This window comes from Oscillospiraceae bacterium, assembly GCA_031265355.1.
In the GTDB taxonomy this organism is placed as follows: Bacteria; Bacillota; Clostridia; order Oscillospirales; family UBA929; genus JAIRTA01.
Genome location: JAISCT010000028.1, coordinates 1 through 17,697 on the forward strand (window position 1 = coordinate 1; position 17,697 = coordinate 17,697).

Genomic DNA, 17,697 nt, shown 5'->3' on the forward strand with positions numbered 1-17,697 from the left:
TACTCGTTCTTGAAAATGCCCTTGCCGCAGAGCTTTTTCAGCACGGTGTACGTGGTGGTTTTTTTCCACTTCATCGCCTCCGCCGCAAGCTCCGCGAGTTTTGGGGAGTGAATCGGCGCGTGTTCCCATATCAGGTCGGCGAAACGTGATTCCGCTTCCGCCAGTCGATAATCAGCCATAATCAACCTCCATTCTATTTATCGTCACATATATTCTACAATAAATAGAATTGACTGTCAAGGTGGTTTTTCAAGAAAGTTTATTTTCGGAACATTTACCAAATTGTCGGGATGGAATCCATAAAGGAGCACTGCCGCAAGAAAATTTTCGAGATTTGTGCAAATTGCCCTTTGAATTTTTCTTTCGGGTTTGCTATAATATTAATGCTAAACGTGCAGTTCGCTTTGTGGGACATAAGTCCAGTTTGAGCGAGCGGGCACGTTTTATTTTTCGGAAGGAGACTCGGTTGAATGACAATAACAAACAGCGCGGTTTTGCACAAGAAATTTGGGCAAGGAACGGTTATCTCGCAAGATAACGCTATCGTGACGGTTCGTTTCTCCAATGAATACGGCGACAAGCGCTTTCAATACCCGAACGCTTTTGTCTCTTTCTTGACTCTTTGTGATGAGGATTTGAAAAGAGGCATGGATGCGGAAATCGGCCAAATAAGAGAAGCCGAGCGGTTGACGCAGCAAAAATGTGACGCAGAAGCCGACAGGAAACGAGAGGCTGAACGATCCGCAATATTGGAAGCTAGACGAGCCTCCGCCAAAAAGAAAACACCCGCAAAAGCCAAGAGTAAGCCGACAACAAAAGCAATGTCAGGCGGTGATGGTATTGTATAACGAAGGTGACTATGTTATCCGGAAAAGCGAAGGGATATGGCGCGTAAGCGGCGTTACTGTAAACTGTTATTCACTCAGTAATTACGCGAGCAGTGCATACGAGTCCGTTCCACTTAGGGTTTGGCGGGAAGCGATGCCGGTAGGCGCTTGAAGAACGGTTTTCGCAGAGTTACATCAACATCTGGCAGCTTGCGATACCGCAAAATGCTGTCGTGATGTCTTACGAATCCGCCAAAAGCGCCAACATTGCAAACTGAATAAGTTTATCTTCGACCATCATATAACTCAACGAGAACCGGCAAAGGAGCAGCTCCCTGAAGGGGGCTGCTCCTTTGCCGGTTGCACGGCGGATTCACAAAATCAGACTGGATGCCTCGAAGAGCGGAACCAGGCGGCTGTCCCAGAGGAATGCTTTGGCCGTGAGGCCCGGTTCTATCGGCAGGGACAGCGTGAACAAACTCCGTTCTCCGACCGCTGCCGTTTCCTCCGCGGCGGAAATCGCGATCAATCTGCCGCGCTGATCATAAACCGCCAAAATACCTTGGTAAAGAGCCGCGTCGTCTTCGTGGTTTTCTGCGACGAATACGGCCTTTGCCTCTTCTCCGGATCTCATAAGGGTGATCCCCGGAGGCGGTGCGATCACGTCGATCTTCGCCGTGACGGACTTCCAGGCGGATTCGGAATCTGAGCTGGAAACTTTTACGTAGAACGCGTCGCCGGTAAACGCGTCTGTCAACGTCACTTCGCCGGCCTGGTCAATGGAGACGCCAGGCTCACTTTCTATAATTTCCCATTTTGTGTCGCCCGCGTCGGGCACAGGCAGTTTGTCCCATGCAGTGTGCACCACGGTGGCCGACAGTGACACGGTACGGGTCTCGCCGGCAAAGGGACGGACAATCTCCGAAGGTCCGGAGATATCATAGGTGATCAGCGGACTCTCCCTATTAATGAGGTATACGTCAAAAGCCTCGATGTTTACCGTGGCGCTGAGATTGCCCTCGTACAAAGCGAAACAAGGGAAGTTCACGGTGGTGGCCGAGGCCGTTGTCTGCCTTCGGCTGACGCTGTGGACGACAGGACGGCCGGCGCTGTCTGTGTAACGCACGTACGCCGCCACATTGTGGCCCGTGGAACCGGCGGCGTTGGGCGTGTCCAGCAACCAGACCTCGTAGTAGAGGTTTCTGTCTAAATTCGACTGCCACGCGGTCATGGCGTTGTCCGACACGGCGCCGTTGGCTGTGCCGTTGGCCGTGGTCGTGGTGGAGTAGCGGATGCCAGCGTTGGTGAACGCCACTTTGAAGATTTCGGCGGCATTTCTGCTCTCATTGTTGCCATCTCGGAAACTCAGGCTGAAACTGCCTGAAACCGGGCGAACTTTGGCGTACATGACCAGAGTCTGCCCCTGTATGTTGGTGGTATTTCTGGGTTCTAAGCCCACGAAGGTGTCTCCGGTGGCATATCCGGCCGATGGATTGGCGTTCTTATGCACATACACTTTCTTCCCCGTTGTGGGATCGATCTGCACCGTGTCCGCCGTGGTACTGTTGGAACCTTGAATGCGGCGGTTGGGGTAGAGTCCTACAAAGGGAAGATCTCCGCGGTTTGTGGCGCTGGTGGGCCTGTTGTTCACATAATAGAAGTTGTTACTGTTGACAAGGGTGAACGGCAGGTACTTCACCTCTCCAAGGGGCAGGGACTGGATGCTCACTTTGCCTCCCCAGACAGACGGGCGGTGCTCGTCATAATCGATTTCCAAGAGCAGCTTTACTGTGTAACCCTGCACGTCGCCGAAGTCGTTGGCGGCCGTGACCGTGGCCTCCAGGGTATCGGACGCAAACTGCGTCACCGCCGTCTGAATCCCGTCCGCCGCGACGGCGGCCAACCGAGGCAGCGGTTGGAGCTCGGACCACTGTGCGGTATACTCCCTCACAATGGGGTTAAATCCTTTGATCACGGAATCATCCAGCGTGAGGGACGTGAGGAAATTCATATCCCGAATAAAGTGGACGACATAGGTCTCTTCTTCCCAGTCTTTCACGACTTTGATGACAGCGGATTTTTGTGAAGTGGACGCCTGCGTGACGGTCAGCGTCACATCGTCATAGACATCCGCATTTATCACGGGGAAGGGCGCGTTAGGCGTCAGATTGATCTCATAGTTTGTCACTTTTTCGTCAAATTCCGGCAAGGGGACACCGTCCACTCGAATGGCCTGGAGCTTGGGCACGGTATGGATCAGCGTCTTGCTCAGGGCCATGACTTCCTGTGTCGGAAATACGGGCCGCAGGGTATACTTGTATTCGTAGTCTCTGTCGTTGCGCACCATAAAATCGCCGTAATTCATAGTGCCTTCGTTGCCATAGGGGCCGCGCATCCAGTTTTCGCTGCCGACGCCCATCTGTATCATATTCAGGCTGAGCGTTACGGCGGTGGGCGCGGCGAGATCAACGGGGTGCCTGGGGCCGCTTTGGACACCCGTCCAAGACCAAGTGGACATCTCCTCGGCGGTGTGCTTCAATGCTGAAAACTCCAGAAGGGTATCGGCAACGGCCAGCAGCCCGGCGCCGCTGTCGTCGGTGACGGCCACCCATCGGGTATCCGTATGGTTGCCGTTTTCCTGCGAGCGGCTGCGGGTCACAAACATATCGTCCACTGTGGTTTTATACTGATCTACATACGTTCCGGTTCTGCGATCGATGTAATTCTCCTCCGGCCCTCTGCCGAAGTATTCCACATGTGTGTAATCCAGCGGCAGCTGGAGATAGCTGCCCACCAACCCCAGGTTATAGGATTGGCTGCTGGGGCTGAGTTTGTTGGTGACGGCAATGTCGCCGTTGCCGTAGACGGTATATTCTATGCTGTATGGCGACGGCGCCAAATCGGCGCGGTTCGTGCCCCGGGAATCCAACTGTCCGCTGACGGTGATTTTGACCGATTTGGGATTGAGCTTTGTGACGATGAAGCTGCTGACGGTCTTGTCCCGGCCCGCATAGCGCCAGGCGTTGCCAATGAGGACACCGAAAGAGCTGGCCGAATAGTTGCCGCCGATATCGTTGTCTGTGAGAGCCCTGTAGAAGTTCGGCACAGGCCCATTTTGGATAAGGCGCTTGCCGTTTACGGTGTAATTTGTGATAAGGCCGGTGTCTTTGCTGATGCGCAGATCAAAAGTCTTGTCCTCTGAACCGCCTGTGACGGCCACTTCGGCGTCGGTTTCACGGACGTCAGCCAGATCCTGAACGCTGAGAAGGCCAATGCCCACTCCAGGGATAGCCGCGGGTATGGCAAACTGCGCCGCGGCGACAGTGTACCCCTGCGGCGCCCAGTTTGCGGTTTCTTTCAACCTGAAGGACAATCTTAGGAAGTATTCCGCACCGGGCGTTAAGACGTCGGGCATCTCGTAGGGGATATGAATGGTTTTGGCCTGGGCCGTGAGATCGGCCGGGTTCACGGCCGGAATGTCCAAGGTCATTGTGCCTGTCTTGACAACGGCACTGTCCTGCGCAACTTCCCAAACAAATTCGTAGCGGCTGGCATTTGTAAAGATGTCGTGGTTGCGGAATGTGATGTTGCCGGCCAGCAAAGCGTCCGGGCCTGTCACCGTCATCTTGATGCTCTGATAATCGGCTCTGACCTCCGCCAAGGCCGGATTTGGCTCTCCCGTGGCCAGTATGCCTATCCCGTTGGCGCAGAAGGCGTTGCTGTGGCTGGTCTCACCCCAGTCGCCGCCGTAACCCGCGTAATAGCGGCCGTCGTCCGTCTTTGTCAAGATGCCCTGATCGTACCAGTCCCATATCCAGCCGCCCTGATTTCGGGGGTTGTTCTCGAAACCCTGGGTATATGCCCAGAGGCCACCGCCGGCGTTACCCATGGCGTGCTCATACTCACATGGGATGTTAGGCCTGTTGTTGTCGCTGTAATTCCCCTCTGTGGCGGCTGTCTCGTACATCCGGGTCTGCATGTCGGAGAGGCTGGCATCGGCCATAAAGTGGACAAACCGGGTTGGATCATTTTCTCTGATCCAGTTGTGATTGGCAGTGTGGTTCGGTCCGCTGCCGGCTTCATTGCCCAAAGAGTAAATGACGACGCTGGGATGATTTTTGTCTCTGAGGACGGTGTTTTTTGCCCTGTCTAACATGGCGTTGGCCCAGTTTCCATTGTTGTTGTTACCCGGTATCCCCTGACCGGAGCCGTTGTGACTTTCTACGTTGAATTCGTCCATGACGTAGATGCCGTATTCATTGTATAATTCGTACATATAGGGATCGTGCGGATAATGGGAGGTTCTCACAGAGTTAATATTGTTTCGCTTCATGTACAGCACTTCCTGGCGCATACGTTCCCGAGGAATTGTTTTGCCTCCCAACGCGTCGACCTCGCCTCTGTTTACGCCCTTGAAGTAGAGAACTTTGCCGTTAATACGCAGACGGTTTGGGTCGGCTGCCGTGCCCGTGGTATTTCTCACAGCGGAACCGCCGCCGGCTCTCAGCAACTCGCGGAAACCCACTACGTGGCCGATGGATTCCAACACAGCGCCAGTATCATCGTAAAGAGAGAACACCGCAGTGTACAGATTGGGATACTCCGCCGACCACTTGAGGGGGTTCGTCACCCTTTTGCTCAGCCTGACTTCGGCGGTTTCTTCCCCCGCGGCCATGGAGAAAGACGCATGCTCATTTTCAAACACGACATGCCCATCTTTGTCGTAAAGACTCACCCCTACGCCGTAATTGTCCGCCGCCGCCCCATAACGGTTGGACAGCAGGAATTTCACGTTGAGATCTGCGTCCGCGTTCTCATCGAAGGTCACGAGGTCTGTGACGACGGTGAAGTCCTTGATGTTGGTTTTGGGAGAAGCGAACAGAAACACGTCTCGGATGAGCCCGGACACGTCGATCTGATCTTGGTTTTCCAAAAATCCACCCGTCGTCCAGCGGTGGACGCGCACGGCGATTGTATTCACCTGGCCCGGCCGTATGTACGGCGTGATATCAAATTCACTGGCTGTAAAACTGTCCTCTCCATAACCCACGGCGCGCCCGTTTACCCAGACGTACAGGCCCTGTGATGCCCCCATAAAGGAAAGGAAGCTCTGCCTGTCCTCCCAGCCCGCCGGTATGAACACCTCGCGCAGATAGTAGCCCACCGGATTTCGTCTGGCGTAGGTGAGACCGTCTGGCGCTCTCGGTTGGCCCATGGGCATGCCGTAAGACATCCACGGATAGTTTTGATTGTTATAGATGGGATAATCGCCGTACACACCGGCGTATTGGAAGGCCACTTGCCACGACGACGGAACGGGGATTGTTTTCCAGTCTCCTTCCTTCACATAATCGGTCCTGAAGAACGCCGGCATAGCGTTCGTCAACATATCCAGCCGGAAATCCCAAGTTCCATTGAGGCTGATAAAATTTTCTGAATTTTCCATTTGACTGTAGACCGGGTTTGCCTTGGCGTCTTCCTGTGTATCGAATGGGACAAAGATGGTTCTGGGATCTTCTCTGTTGATCTCCACCACGGTTTCCTGATCATACCACTCGTGGCCGGTGAAGACGGGGTCTACTTTTGCGTAGCCCTCTGTGGCCAACGCGGTCCCGGGCATGGCAGGTACATACGCCAGAACTGTGACCAGAGAGAGTATCGCCGCCGTCATGCGCTTTGACAGTCGAGTCATGTTCCATGCAGCTCCTTTGGTATAAATTTTTTCAACAACGCCCGCGTTTTCCACAGGCTCACGCAGCTTTGGCACCCTTTCGCTTCCGCCACACGGTCCGCAGCGAAGAGATGCCACAGACATCGACGCCTTCATCATATGCCGCACAATTTGTAAAGTCAAGACAACAATTACAATATTTCTTATCAATTTCGACCACCATAAGCGGCAGTATAACTCCCCGCAAATTACAAAAAACACCGTTTTCTTTTACGAAAGCGATGTTTTTGTCTTTTTATACCGTTCTCTCCTGCGAAGACCGTCTTTCGGCGGCCGCGCGGCGTGTTCGGGTGGGTTTGCCCCGGCGTTGCTGTTTTGTAAAAAAATTCCTATTCTTGTGAAGACAATGCTCATCGACAAACAAAAGTCTTTCGATAAGTATATTGGACCTCCCGGCTAGATCTCCCGGGCGACGCGTTCGAAGTCCCGTTCGTGACGCTGGACCACCTGGGCAATGTAGGGATCGAAATGCGCCCCGGCGTCTTTGTAGATGATGTCGAAGGCCGTCCGCGTCGGGAAAGGCTTCTTGTAGGGCCGCTGGGATGTGAGCGCGTCGAAGACGTCCGCCACGGCGGCGATGCGGGCGCTAAGGGGAATGTCCGCGCCGGAGAGCCCGCGGGGATAGCCAGAACCGTCCCACTTCTCGTGGTGCGCAAACGCAATGTCCCGCGCCGTGAGCAACAGCAAATCGTCGCTCATCTCCTCCACAGCCTCGTGCAGCATCTCCTCGCCATAGACCGGGTGCTTCTTGATAATCTCAAATTCCTCCGGCGTCAGCCGGCCCGGCTTTAGCAGCACACTGTCCGGCATCGCAATCTTCCCGATGTCATGCAGCTTGACGGCCTCGACAATCGCGTAGCCCTCGTCCACCGTGAGTTCATACCCCACAGTCGGGCGGAGCATCAGGTCCGCCACAATGATCCGAACATACTCCGTCGTACGGTTGACGTGCGTCCCCGTCTCCGGATCGCGCAGATCGCTCGCGCGCGCCAGCAGATTCATCGTCGTCCGCTCGCGCAGCTCCAGTTGGCGGTTAATCTGCCTGAGCTGACGCATCTTTTCGTCCACCAGCGACTCAAGATGCCGACGGTGCTTTTGCAGTTCGAGCTGGAGACGCACACGGGTGAGCAGCGCCTTGGGCCGGATGGGTTTGAGCAGATAGTCCGACGCCCCCATCTCCAAAGCTTCCGCCTCGCCGTCCCCGTCCGTCGAGCCCGTGAGAAAGATGACAGGGATCTCTTTCAGTGCCGGATCGGCCTGCAGCAACAGCAACAGTTCGTGCCCTGTCATCTCGGGCATGAAGTAATCCAACACAATCAAATCAGCCGGGTTGCTGCGCAGGTACTTCAGCGCGCTTGCCCCGGAGGGGAACGGGCGTACGCTGTACTCCGACTGTAGGATGGACAGAATCGAATGCAAGATGATCGGGTCGTCATCCACCGCCACGACAACCGCTCTGCCCCAGGACTCTTCCATGCTCACAGTCCGCCCCTCTCCAGGCTTGTCACGGCACAGGGCCGCAGCCTCCAATTATATCCAAAAAATTCCTCTTTTAGGTTTTCTTTCTGACCTGTTTCTACATGCATTGATATTTTTCAGGCAAACAAGAGAAACTTTTTGTCCTTCATTTACTCGTGTTCCGTTGTAACCACAGCTTGATTGTAAACGATTTCCCACCAAAAGTCAATGGGCCCACCACCGCTTTCCAAAGCCTCCGGCCGCGTATTTTGCATCCTTGCGATCTCAAGATGCGCGGTGTACAATTGAAATTGGTCAAATACGCGCGAACACCGCGCGAGTACGAGAGGTGAATACATGATCAAATTATTTACGGCTTTCACAGAGGAGATCGACGATGCGGCCGCCGCGACCGAAGAGATTTTGTCGCAGCTCCCCCCTGAAGACACCCTCCCGCGCCACCGCGTGGGGATCGTGCACTGCCACCCCGACTTTTTGAAGCTGGGCGTCGTGAAGGCGCTGCGCGAACGTCTCTCTTTCGACCTGGTTGGCTGTACGTCGATCAGCATGGAGGTGCCGGGCGTCATGGGCCCGCTCGTCCTGACCATGACCGTGCTGGCCAGCGACGATGTGTCCTTCCTGTGCGGGGTCACCACGCCGATCGGGGACACCCTGGAGGACGAGGTAGATATCCTCTACAAACGCCTGCTGGCGGGGCAGAGCGAAACGCCCGCTATGCTGATCACCTTCGTCCCCTTTATCGCCTCCATCAGCGGCGACGAATTCCTCGAACAGCTGGACGCCGCGTCGGGCAACCTGCCCGTCTTCGGCGCCGTCTCCATCTCCAACGACATCGGCAACCACGAGGTGTACACCCTCCTGAATGAAGAACACTGGAAAAACACGCTGGCGCTGGTGGCCGTGATGGGCCCGGCGGAACCTACCTTTCTCAGCATCGCCACGCTGGAGAAGCACATCACGATGGAAGAGCACATCCTGCGGCAGAAGGCCGTCATCACGTCCGCGGACCGCAACGTCCTGCAGAGCGTAAACGACATGCCCGCGGTTCGCTATCTCGAGTCGATCGGGCTGGCGGAGAACGGCGCTGTGTCGAGCCTCGAGACCATCTCGCTCGTGATCGAAACCCGGGACGGCGTCCAACTGATCCGCGCCGGCGTCGCCGCGACGCCCGAGGGCTATGTGGCGTGCGGCGGCGGTATCCCGGTCAATGCCACGCTGGGCGTCGCCAATGTGGGCCCGGACGAGGTTGTAAACACGGTGCGAGCCATCCTAAACGACGCACTGGCGCAGGCCCGAGGCCGGGGGATGCTGATCTACTCCTGCGCGGCGCGCTACTGGTCCCTCGGCGTCAACAACATGGTGGAGCACGAGTGCGCGACAGAGCTCCTCTCGGGGGTCTGCCCCTATCACTTTGTCTACTCCGGCGGGGAGATCGTGCCAGTGACGCTGCCGGACGGCCGGACGGTCAACAACTTGCAAAACATCTCCGTGGCCATCTGTATTTTATAACTGGGCGCCGCTGAAGGCCCCGCGCTCGACGCTGTCTCCGGCGGAGGTTTGGCGGCGCTCAACTGTGACAGAGGTACTTATGAACAGTGACAACGACGGCGCGGCGCGCCTGTACATCGACGGCATCGACGTGGCGGGCGGGCTGAACCGCTTTGGCGGCCGCCTGGACACATATCTGCAGGTCCTGCACTCCTTCCTTGAGCACATGCCCCGTTATCTCTCCGATCTCCGCCAAACCGAGGCCCTCCAGAGTTACACCGTGCTGGCGCACGGCATCAAGGGGAGCTGTTACGGCATCGGGGCCGATCCGCTGGGTAAGAAGGCGGAGGCGCTGGAGATCGCCTCCAAGGCGGGCGATCGCGCCGGCGTCACAGCCGTCCACGACGCTTTCCTCACCGAGGCGGAGGATCTGCTCATACGGCTGTCCGCCTGTCTGGTGGAGGTAGAAGGCGCCAAGGCCGACGCGCCGCCGAAGACGCTGCAACCCATGCCGGACGGCCGCACGCTCCGGGCGCTTTTTGAGGCCGCCTCGCACTATGACATCACCGCGATGCGCCAAGCCATGGCGGTGCTAACGGCCTCCCGCTATCAGGCGCATGAGGACTTTGTTCAGCAGCTCGGCGCGCTGGTGGACGACTTCAGTTACGACCAGGTACAGACAGAATTAGAAGCTTTTCTGGAGGCGTACCCGTCGCTCTGAAACGTCAGCGCCGCCTCCGACAGATGATGCTCTGGGCGATGAGAGGCGCCAAAGTCAGTCCTCCGTGGTGATCCCAAGCCCCGGGCCGGCGTGTTTGCGGACTTCCAACAGTGCCAGGCGGACGGACCGGCCGATGAGGTGCAGCCGCTTGGGCTCCAAACATGCCGCGCGCGCCGCCGTCATCCAATCGGTCAACCGGGCAGCCGGGCAGCACAGGGCCAGACGGCCCCCGTTTCGCAGCACCCACGCAGCCGCGGCGCACACCCCCGCGGGTACGCCGACATCCGCCTCGCGGGCCGCCGCATGCACCCGTGAGGGCCGTCCGCGCCCCCGAACATGATAGGGCGGGTTGCAGACGGCCAGCGTGTACCCACCCGCGGGCAGCAGGCGCCGGATCTCCGCCCAGTCGCCTTCATGGATGCGGACGCGGTCTGTGAGCGCCGAGCGCAGGACCCCGGCGCGTGCCCACGCGCAGGCCTCCGGGTCGATCTCCACTCCGTCTATCGTGAGGCGCGGCTGCCGCGCCAGCAACAGCAACGCAAGCGCGCCCGTGCCGCAGCCGAGGTCACAGACGCGTTCGTCCGCCCTCGGCGCGGCCCAGCCGGCCAAGCGCACGCTGTCTGTCCCGAGGGGAAACTGCGTCGGCGGCCGGTACAAGGTAAACGGGCCGATCTTCTCTGTCGGTGTACAAAAAACAGGGGCGGACACAGCCGCCCCTCTCGTGTTTTCCATGGATTACTTCACTTTCGGCGCGCCCACCGGACATACCTCGGCACAGGCGCCGCACTCCACGCAGGCTTCTTCGTCGATGACATACTTGCTGTCGCCCGCAGAGATACAGTTCACGATGCACTCCGACTCACAGACGCCGCAGCTGATACATTCCTCGTCGATATGATAAGCCACAAAATTCCTCCGTCCTGTCGTAAAATCATTGCCCGGGACACCGGCGCCGGCCTGATCTGAGCGCTTTGCAAAATCTCACGCCGCCGCCCCTCGAAGGCTGTCTCCATTGTACTGAATTCGGATGGAAAAATCAAGGCCCGCCCCCAAAAAACCTGCGTTTTTTTGGGGGCGGGCCCTGTCGTTGTGCATCAACGTTCTTCCAGCGGTACATAGGACTTGCGAGAGACCACCGACCGATAGGCCGGGCGGATGATGCGACCGCCGCTCACGAGCTCCTCAATGCGGTGTGAACACCAACCCACGGTGCGGGCGATGGCAAAGATCGGCGTGTAAAGTGCCTCGGGAATGTCGAGCATCTGGTACACAAGGCCGGAGTACATGTCCACGTTGGCCGAGATGACCTTGGTGTCCCCCTTCACCTCCGCGAAGACGCGCGGGGTGATCCGCTCCACGGCCTCCATGAGCAAAAATTCCTCCAGCATGCCGCTCTTCGCCGCCAGCTTCTTGGCAAAGCGCTTCAAGATGACGGCCCGCGGGTCCGAGAGCGTATACACGGCGTGGCCCATGCCGTAGATGAGACCGCTGCCGTCGCCCGCTTCCCGACGGATCAGGCGGGTCAGAAAAGCGGCGACCTCGTCGTCGTCCTTCCAGTCCTTCACCCCGGCGCGGATGTGGGAGAACATCTCCATGACCTTGGCGTTGGCGCCGCCGTGCCGGTGGCCCTTCAGGCTGCCCACGGCCGCCGAGAGCGCCGCGTAGGTGTCTGTGCCCGAGGATGTCAGCACACGGCAGGCGAAGGCCGAGTTGTTGCCGCCGCCGTGTTCGGCGTGGAGCACCATACAGATATCGAGCAGCCTCGCCTCCTCGGGCGAGAACCGTCCGTCCGGGCGCACGCCGTGCAGGAAATTTTCCGCGATGGAGAGCCCCTTCTCTGGGTGGTGGACCACCAGACTCTCGTGGTCGTAGTAGTGTCGCTTGACCGAGTAGGCGTGGGCCACAAGCAGCGGCACACGGGCAATGAGTTCGAGGCTCTGCCGCATCACGTTGGGCAGTTCACGGTTCTCCGGCTCCAGGTCGTAGGAGTAGAGCGCCAAAATGGCGCGCGCCAGCTTGTTCATCACGTCGGGACTGGGCGCTTTGAAGATCATATCCTCCATAAAATGGTCCGGGAGCGTACGCGCCTCCTCCAGTAGGGCCGAAAACGCCCCAAGCTGCGCGCGGGTGGGCAGGTAGCCGAAGAGCAGCAGGTAACAGGTCTCTTCAAAACCCAGGCGGTCAGAGTTGCTGAAGCCTTCAACAAGGTCGATGATGTCGATCCCCCGGTAGTAGAGCCTGCCGTCGGCCGGCTCCCGCTCCCCGTCCTGCATGACGTAGCCTTGCACACTGCCGATCTTTGTGATGCCGGCCAGTACGCCGGTGCCGTCCGCGTTGCGCAGACCTCGTTTCACATGCTGATTTTCGTAATGCCCGGGATCGATCCGGTTATACCGCGTGTAGGCGTCGCATACACTCATGATAAACGTGCGCATCTCTTGACTCAGAAAATCCAATGCGATTCCCCCTCTCTCTTTGTCTGTCTGACTGGTGATACGGCCAAATCGGCGCCACGCCAAAACGTCGGCGGCGCACACGGCGGCCGTGCGGGCGATGCCCCCTCTAAATTGAAGGAAAGCAAATGACATATTTCACGCCTCTGCCTCTGTCCGCTCTTGCTCAAGCGCCTCTCACAGCTCTGTACTCGGCGCAGCGTCGGGGTTTCTTCCCGGCATTGCTTTTAGTATAGCCCAAGGCAAAACCGCTGTCAACCTCCAAAATGAAAGGACAACTCACAAAACTTGCAAAAGAGCGCCTCTCATCATGTCTGCTGGACGAGGCGCTCAAAAGGTGTGGTGACTATGAGACGTTTTTTCGCGCTGACCACGGCGCTGACATTGGCGCTGTTCCTGCTGCCGCTTCTCGCGGCCGGCCGGGGCGCGCCGGCGGAGACCGAGATCGTCCCTCTGGTACCTGACCCGCGCCCGGCCGAGGCGGATGTACACATGGACCCAGCCGGGCCCCGCCCTCCGTCCAGCATTTCGGCGCCCGCCGGCGAACCGAACGACGGGAATGACCAGGCGGCGGCCACCTCGCTCTCCGCCGCTCCGGCGGTGCCCGGCGGCGACGAGACGCACATGATCCGCGTCTTGGTGGGGGATACGGTACAGGAGATGAGCCTGGCGGCGTATCTGTTCGGCGTTCTAGCGGCCGAGATGTCGGCCGACTTCCCCAGAGAGGCCCTGCGCGCGCAGGCCGTGGCGGCTCGGACAAACGCTGTGGCGAAACAGCGCGCGGCACGCGGGGCGCAGGGCGCGCCCGCGGCGCACAAAGGGGCCGACATCTGCGACAATTTTGCGCACTGTCAGGCCTATCTCCCCCGGGCGGAGGCGCTGGCCCGCTGGGGCGACGACGCGGTGCACGCCGCCGACGCCGTGACGCGCGCAATACGCGACACGAACGCCCAGATTCTCGTTTACGACACGCAACCCATTCAGGCGGTGTTTCACGCGATCTCCGGCGGCCGCACGGAGCGCGCCGCCGACGTATGGGGCACGGACATCCCCTATCTCCAAGCGGCGGAGAGTCCCGGCGAGGCGGAGGCGCCCGGCTACGCCGGCCGGGTCGAGCTGCCGGCCGCCGCGCTCCGCGCGGCCGTGCAAGAGCTGGCGCCCGAGGCGGCGCTGGACGGTCCGCCCACCGACTGGTTCGGCACGCCTGTGCGCAGTCCCTCGGGCGGTGTCGTCACGATCCCGGTGGGCGGCGTGACGCTGACAGGCCCCCAGGTACGCGCGGCCGCCGGACTGCGTTCGGCCAATTTCGAGGTCTCCGCCGACGGCGAGACGCTGATCTTCCGCACCGTCGGCTACGGCCACGGCGTCGGCATGAGCCAATACGGCGCCCGCACCCTGGCCCTCCAGGGCCGGACCTACGAGGAGATTTTGATGCAGTACTATCGCGGTGTGCAGTTGATAGTGTACAGTTGACAGTGTACAGTTATTTGCATATTTTGTTCTTATTTGTATAAATACAGGCAGTATATTTTCACGAAAATATACTGCCTGTATTTATTTCTTATTTATTCGATAGCGGCGAAGGCTTGGACAAGGTCCTCTAGGATGTCGTCGATGTGCTCCGTGCCAATGGAGAGGCGGATGGTGTTCGGCTTGATGCCGGAGACCAGCAGCTCCTCCTCGTTCATCTGCGAGTGCGTCGTGGACGCCGGGTGGATGACCAACGACTTCACATCCGCCACATTGGCCAGCAGAGAGAAGAGCGTCAGCCGGTCGATGAACCGTTTGGCCGTCTCCGCTCCGCCACGGATCTCAAATGTGAAGATCGAGCCGCCCCCGCTTGGGAAATACGCTTCGTACAGCGCGTGGTCGCGGTGGTCCGGGCACTTTGGGTGGTTGACCTTCTCCACCTTCGGGTGCACGGCAAGGTAGTCGACGACCCGCAGGGCGTTGGCCACATGCCGCTCCACACGCAGGGAGAGGGTTTCAAGCCCCTGCAAAAACAGGAAGGAATGGAAGGGACTGAGCACCGAACCGGTGTCCCGCATCAGCGTCGTGCGGGCTTTGATGATGTACGCCAGGGCCCCGGCGGCCTCGGTGAACACAACGCCGTGGTAGCTCGGGTTCGGCTGGGAGAGGCCGGGGAATTTGTCGTTCTGCGCCCAGTCAAACCGACCGCTGTCCACGATCACGCCGCCGATAGACGTGCCGTGCCCGCCGATGAACTTGGTCGCGGAGTGGACCACGACGTCGGCCCCGTGCTCGATGGGACGCAGCAAATAGGGCGTGGCGAAGGTGTTGTCGACAATCAGCGGGATCCCGTGCCGGTGGGCGATCTCCGCCGCCGCGTCGATGTCGATGATCGTCGAGTTGGGGTTTCCGAGACTCTCGATGAAAACAGCCTTTGTATTCGGGCGGATGGCTCGCTCAAAATTGGCGACGTCGCCGCCGTCCACAAACGTCGTCTCGATCCCGCCGTCGGGCAGCGTGTTGGCGAACAGATTGTATGTACCGCCATAAATGGCGTTGTCCGATACGATGTGGTCGCCCGCCCGGGCGACGTTCTGCACCGAGTACGCGGCCGCCGCCGCGCCGGACGACGTGGCCAGCGCCCCGACGCCCCCCTCAAGCGCCGCAATGCGCCGTTCGAAGACGTCGGAGGTCGGGTTCATCAGCCGTGTGTAGATGTTGCCGCTCTCCGTCAGCGCGAACCGTCCCGCGGCCTGCGCACAGTCCTTGAAGACATAGGAACTCGTCTGGTAGATGGGCACCGCCCGCGCGTCGGTCGTGGGGTCGGGCGTTTCCTGCCCCACATGGAGCTGCAATGTTTCAAACCGATATTTCTTTGTCTCGTTCATCGATGTTCATCCTTTCCTAACGTGGGTTGCACCTGCAACCCACAACCCAAATTCTTGTTTTTTGTTGCCGCTTTGCGGCAACAAGGTACTAATCGCGGGGCACCCTGGGGGCACCGCCGGGCTCAAAGATTTTTGCGGATCTGCTGGAAGGCGTTTTTCTCAAGACGGGACACTTGCGCCTGTGAAATGCCGATTTCACAAAGCGAAAAGCCGCAGCCGGCCCGTTCCGGATCTGCGCGCCAGGTCTGGCCCGTTTTCAGGCGGATCTCCAGCCGCGCGGCGTTCGGCGTCTCCGCTTTGTGGACGACGGCCCGCTCCAGCAGGCAGGCGCCCAGCCCGTTTTGCGCGGCGCCGGCCCATTCGGTCTCCAGGGCGCGGCGCAGCGTCTCGATCTGTCCGGCTCCTTCGTTCTCCGCCCGGTTCTCAGCCTCCAGCGCCGCCACGCGGGCGGCGAGCGCCGCGATCTGCGCCCCGGCCTCGCCGTTTCGCTCGGCAAACTCTGATTTTGTGATGACGCCCTCGATGTACAGTTCCAGCAATTTGTCACGCCGCGTGCGCAGCGCATGCTCCCGCGTCCGCAACGCGGCGAGCGCGGCCTCGTGGTCCCGGCCCGCCCGCGTCCTGGCATACAGCGCCGTGAGGCCGTCGATCACCTCCGCCCGGTCGGCAAAGACCCTGTGCAAGATGTCGGCAAGAATGCAGTCGAGCTCCTCGGAGCGAACCGCGGGGCTGTCGCACCCCGCGCGCCCCTTCAACCGATACTGCCGGCAGTACCACCACTCCCGCGCGCCCCGGCGGCTCCGGTGCACGCGTCGGTGGAAGGCGTCTCCGTGCGCGCCGCAAAACAGCTTGCCGCTGTATGGGTAACGCGACTGACAGGCGGCGGCGTGCGCCTTCATGCGCGCCCCCCGTGCACGCAGCAACGCATTGGCCCTATCCCACAGCTCCTCCGAAACCAGCGGCGGGATGCGCTCGTCCCGGTACAGCACCCAGTCGGACTCATCAAGCCGCGCCACCTTGTGCGTGCGGTAGTCGAGCGTCGTGTACTTGCGCCCGCAGTAGTAGCCCTTGTACTTTGGATTCTTCAGCATCCCGTGCAGGGAGGCGTAAGAGTACATGTGCCCCTTCGTGTCCACCAGACCCTCCGCCTGGAGATCCCGCGCGATCCGGCGAAGACCGCACCGGCCCTCCGCGTACTGGGTGAACACCCGACGCACGAGGGACGCCTCCTCCTCGTCGACGGTGAGTACACCGTCTTTCTTGCGATAGCCCGTCGTGTTATCGGCCCCCAGCACACGCCCCTGCTCAACGGCGCGCTTGAATCCGAATTTCACGCGCTCGGCGGTGCGCCGCACCTCGTCCTGTGCGATACTGGCCATGATCGTGAGGCGCAGCTCGGCGTCGGGTGAGAAGGTGCAGATGTTGTCGGCTTCGAAGAACACACCCACGCCATGCGTCAGCAGCTCTTGGGTGTAGCGGATGGAATCCAGCGTGTTGCGGGAAAAGCGGCTGATCTCCTTGGTGACCAAGAAATCGAACCGGCCCGTGCGGGCGTCCTCCACCATGCGCAGAAACTGCTCCCGCTTTGCGACCCCGGTGCCGCTCACGCCCTCGTCCACATAACGGCCGGCCGGCACCCAGTGGGGGTGGGCCTCGATGTACCGGTCGTAGTGCTCGATCTGGTTGTGCAGCGAATGGCGCTGGCCGTCCTTGTCGGTGGACACGCGCGCATAGTAAGCCACCCGCAGCGGCAAGTCGAACACACTCCGGCCGCTCTCCAGCAGCCGCCGCATTTTCAGCAGTTCCAAGGCGCGCTCCCCTCCTCTTCTCCCACTATAGCCCGGCCGTCCGGTCTTGTCAATCGGGAAAGCAGCGCCCGTTCGACAATCGCATACCTGTTTTGAGAAATTTGCCCAGTCTCCAACAGCCGTTTGTTCAGCGCCCGCTGCAAAGACACCAGTGCATATCCGCGTCGATCCATAATCAGGCCCCTCTTCGTTGCGCGTTGTTGATTGCCAGTCACTAGTAGGCTGTGTCATCTAAAGGTTGTCAGCAAGCGGCGAGGATTTTTTTCGTCAGACAAGGCGGCGGGTCCCGCTGATACTGGCGTGTATCAGCGGGTTCCGCCAACGCTGTCTGG

At 59.4% G+C, this 17,697-nt stretch carries 13 protein-coding genes; 4 read left to right on the forward strand and 9 right to left on the reverse strand.

Going from position 1 to position 17,697, the window contains the following annotated elements; all coding sequences use genetic code 11:
* A partial coding sequence (locus LBK75_03865; GenBank protein MDR1157430.1) for a BlaI/MecI/CopY family transcriptional regulator occupies nucleotides 1-179 on the reverse strand: 179 nt, incomplete at its 3' end.
* Nucleotides 180-470: 291 nt separating this feature from the next.
* Here LBK75_03865 and LBK75_03870 point away from each other — a divergent pair.
* Entirely contained in the window at nucleotides 471-848 is a 378-nt protein-coding gene (locus LBK75_03870; protein MDR1157431.1) for a hypothetical protein, read from the forward strand.
* 352 nt (nucleotides 849-1,200) lie between these two features.
* Here LBK75_03870 and LBK75_03875 read toward each other — a convergent pair whose 3' ends face one another.
* Entirely contained in the window at nucleotides 1,201-6,519 is a 5,319-nt protein-coding gene (locus LBK75_03875; protein ID MDR1157432.1) for a DUF4981 domain-containing protein, read from the reverse strand.
* A 435-nt stretch (nucleotides 6,520-6,954) separates the two neighbouring features.
* Nucleotides 6,955-8,034: a response regulator gene (locus LBK75_03880; protein MDR1157433.1), complete on the reverse strand. Its 1,080-nt coding sequence runs from the start codon at nucleotides 8,032-8,034 to the stop codon at nucleotides 6,955-6,957.
* A gap of 339 nt (nucleotides 8,035-8,373) precedes the next feature.
* Between LBK75_03880 and LBK75_03885 the strand changes: the two genes are divergently transcribed.
* Complete coding sequence (locus LBK75_03885; protein ID MDR1157434.1) at nucleotides 8,374-9,546, forward strand: FIST C-terminal domain-containing protein; 1,173 nt, start codon at nucleotides 8,374-8,376, stop codon at nucleotides 9,544-9,546.
* Between the two features lie 79 nt (nucleotides 9,547-9,625).
* On the forward strand, nucleotides 9,626-10,246 hold the full coding sequence (locus LBK75_03890) for an Hpt domain-containing protein (GenBank protein MDR1157435.1): 621 nt from the start codon (nucleotides 9,626-9,628) through the stop codon (nucleotides 10,244-10,246).
* Nucleotides 10,247-10,300: 54 nt separating this feature from the next.
* Here the strand turns inward: LBK75_03890 and LBK75_03895 are convergent, their stop codons facing one another.
* The 3 genes from LBK75_03895 to LBK75_03905 form a co-directional block, all read right to left on the reverse strand.
* Complete coding sequence (locus tag LBK75_03895) at nucleotides 10,301-10,978, reverse strand: methyltransferase (GenBank protein MDR1157436.1); 678 nt, start codon at nucleotides 10,976-10,978, stop codon at nucleotides 10,301-10,303.
* 3 nt (nucleotides 10,979-10,981) lie between these two features.
* Nucleotides 10,982-11,152: a 4Fe-4S binding protein gene (locus LBK75_03900; GenBank protein ID MDR1157437.1), complete on the reverse strand. Its 171-nt coding sequence runs from the start codon at nucleotides 11,150-11,152 to the stop codon at nucleotides 10,982-10,984.
* A 188-nt stretch (nucleotides 11,153-11,340) separates the two neighbouring features.
* A complete protein-coding gene (locus LBK75_03905; protein ID MDR1157438.1) occupies nucleotides 11,341-12,681 on the reverse strand; it encodes a citrate/2-methylcitrate synthase in 1,341 nt (446 codons plus the stop codon).
* Nucleotides 12,682-13,047: 366 nt separating this feature from the next.
* Here LBK75_03905 and spoIID point away from each other — a divergent pair, with 366 nt between their 5' ends.
* Nucleotides 13,048-14,172: a stage II sporulation protein D gene (gene spoIID / locus LBK75_03910; protein ID MDR1157439.1), complete on the forward strand. Its 1,125-nt coding sequence runs from the start codon at nucleotides 13,048-13,050 to the stop codon at nucleotides 14,170-14,172.
* Nucleotides 14,173-14,264: 92 nt separating this feature from the next.
* Here the strand turns inward: spoIID and LBK75_03915 are convergent, their stop codons facing one another.
* The 3 genes from LBK75_03915 to LBK75_03925 form a co-directional block, all read right to left on the reverse strand.
* Nucleotides 14,265-15,557 (reverse strand): O-acetylhomoserine aminocarboxypropyltransferase/cysteine synthase, encoded by a 1,293-nt coding sequence (locus LBK75_03915; protein ID MDR1157440.1) that lies wholly within the window; start codon nucleotides 15,555-15,557, stop codon nucleotides 14,265-14,267.
* A 122-nt stretch (nucleotides 15,558-15,679) separates the two neighbouring features.
* Nucleotides 15,680-17,365 carry a recombinase family protein gene (locus LBK75_03920; protein MDR1157441.1) on the reverse strand — a complete coding sequence of 562 codons (1,686 nt, stop codon included), beginning with the start codon at nucleotides 17,363-17,365 and terminating at the stop codon, nucleotides 15,680-15,682.
* A complete protein-coding gene (locus LBK75_03925) occupies nucleotides 17,353-17,538 on the reverse strand; it encodes a hypothetical protein (GenBank protein MDR1157442.1) in 186 nt (61 codons plus the stop codon). The genes LBK75_03920 and LBK75_03925 overlap by 13 nt, the downstream gene beginning before the upstream one ends.
* Nucleotides 17,539-17,697 lie beyond the last annotated feature (159 nt).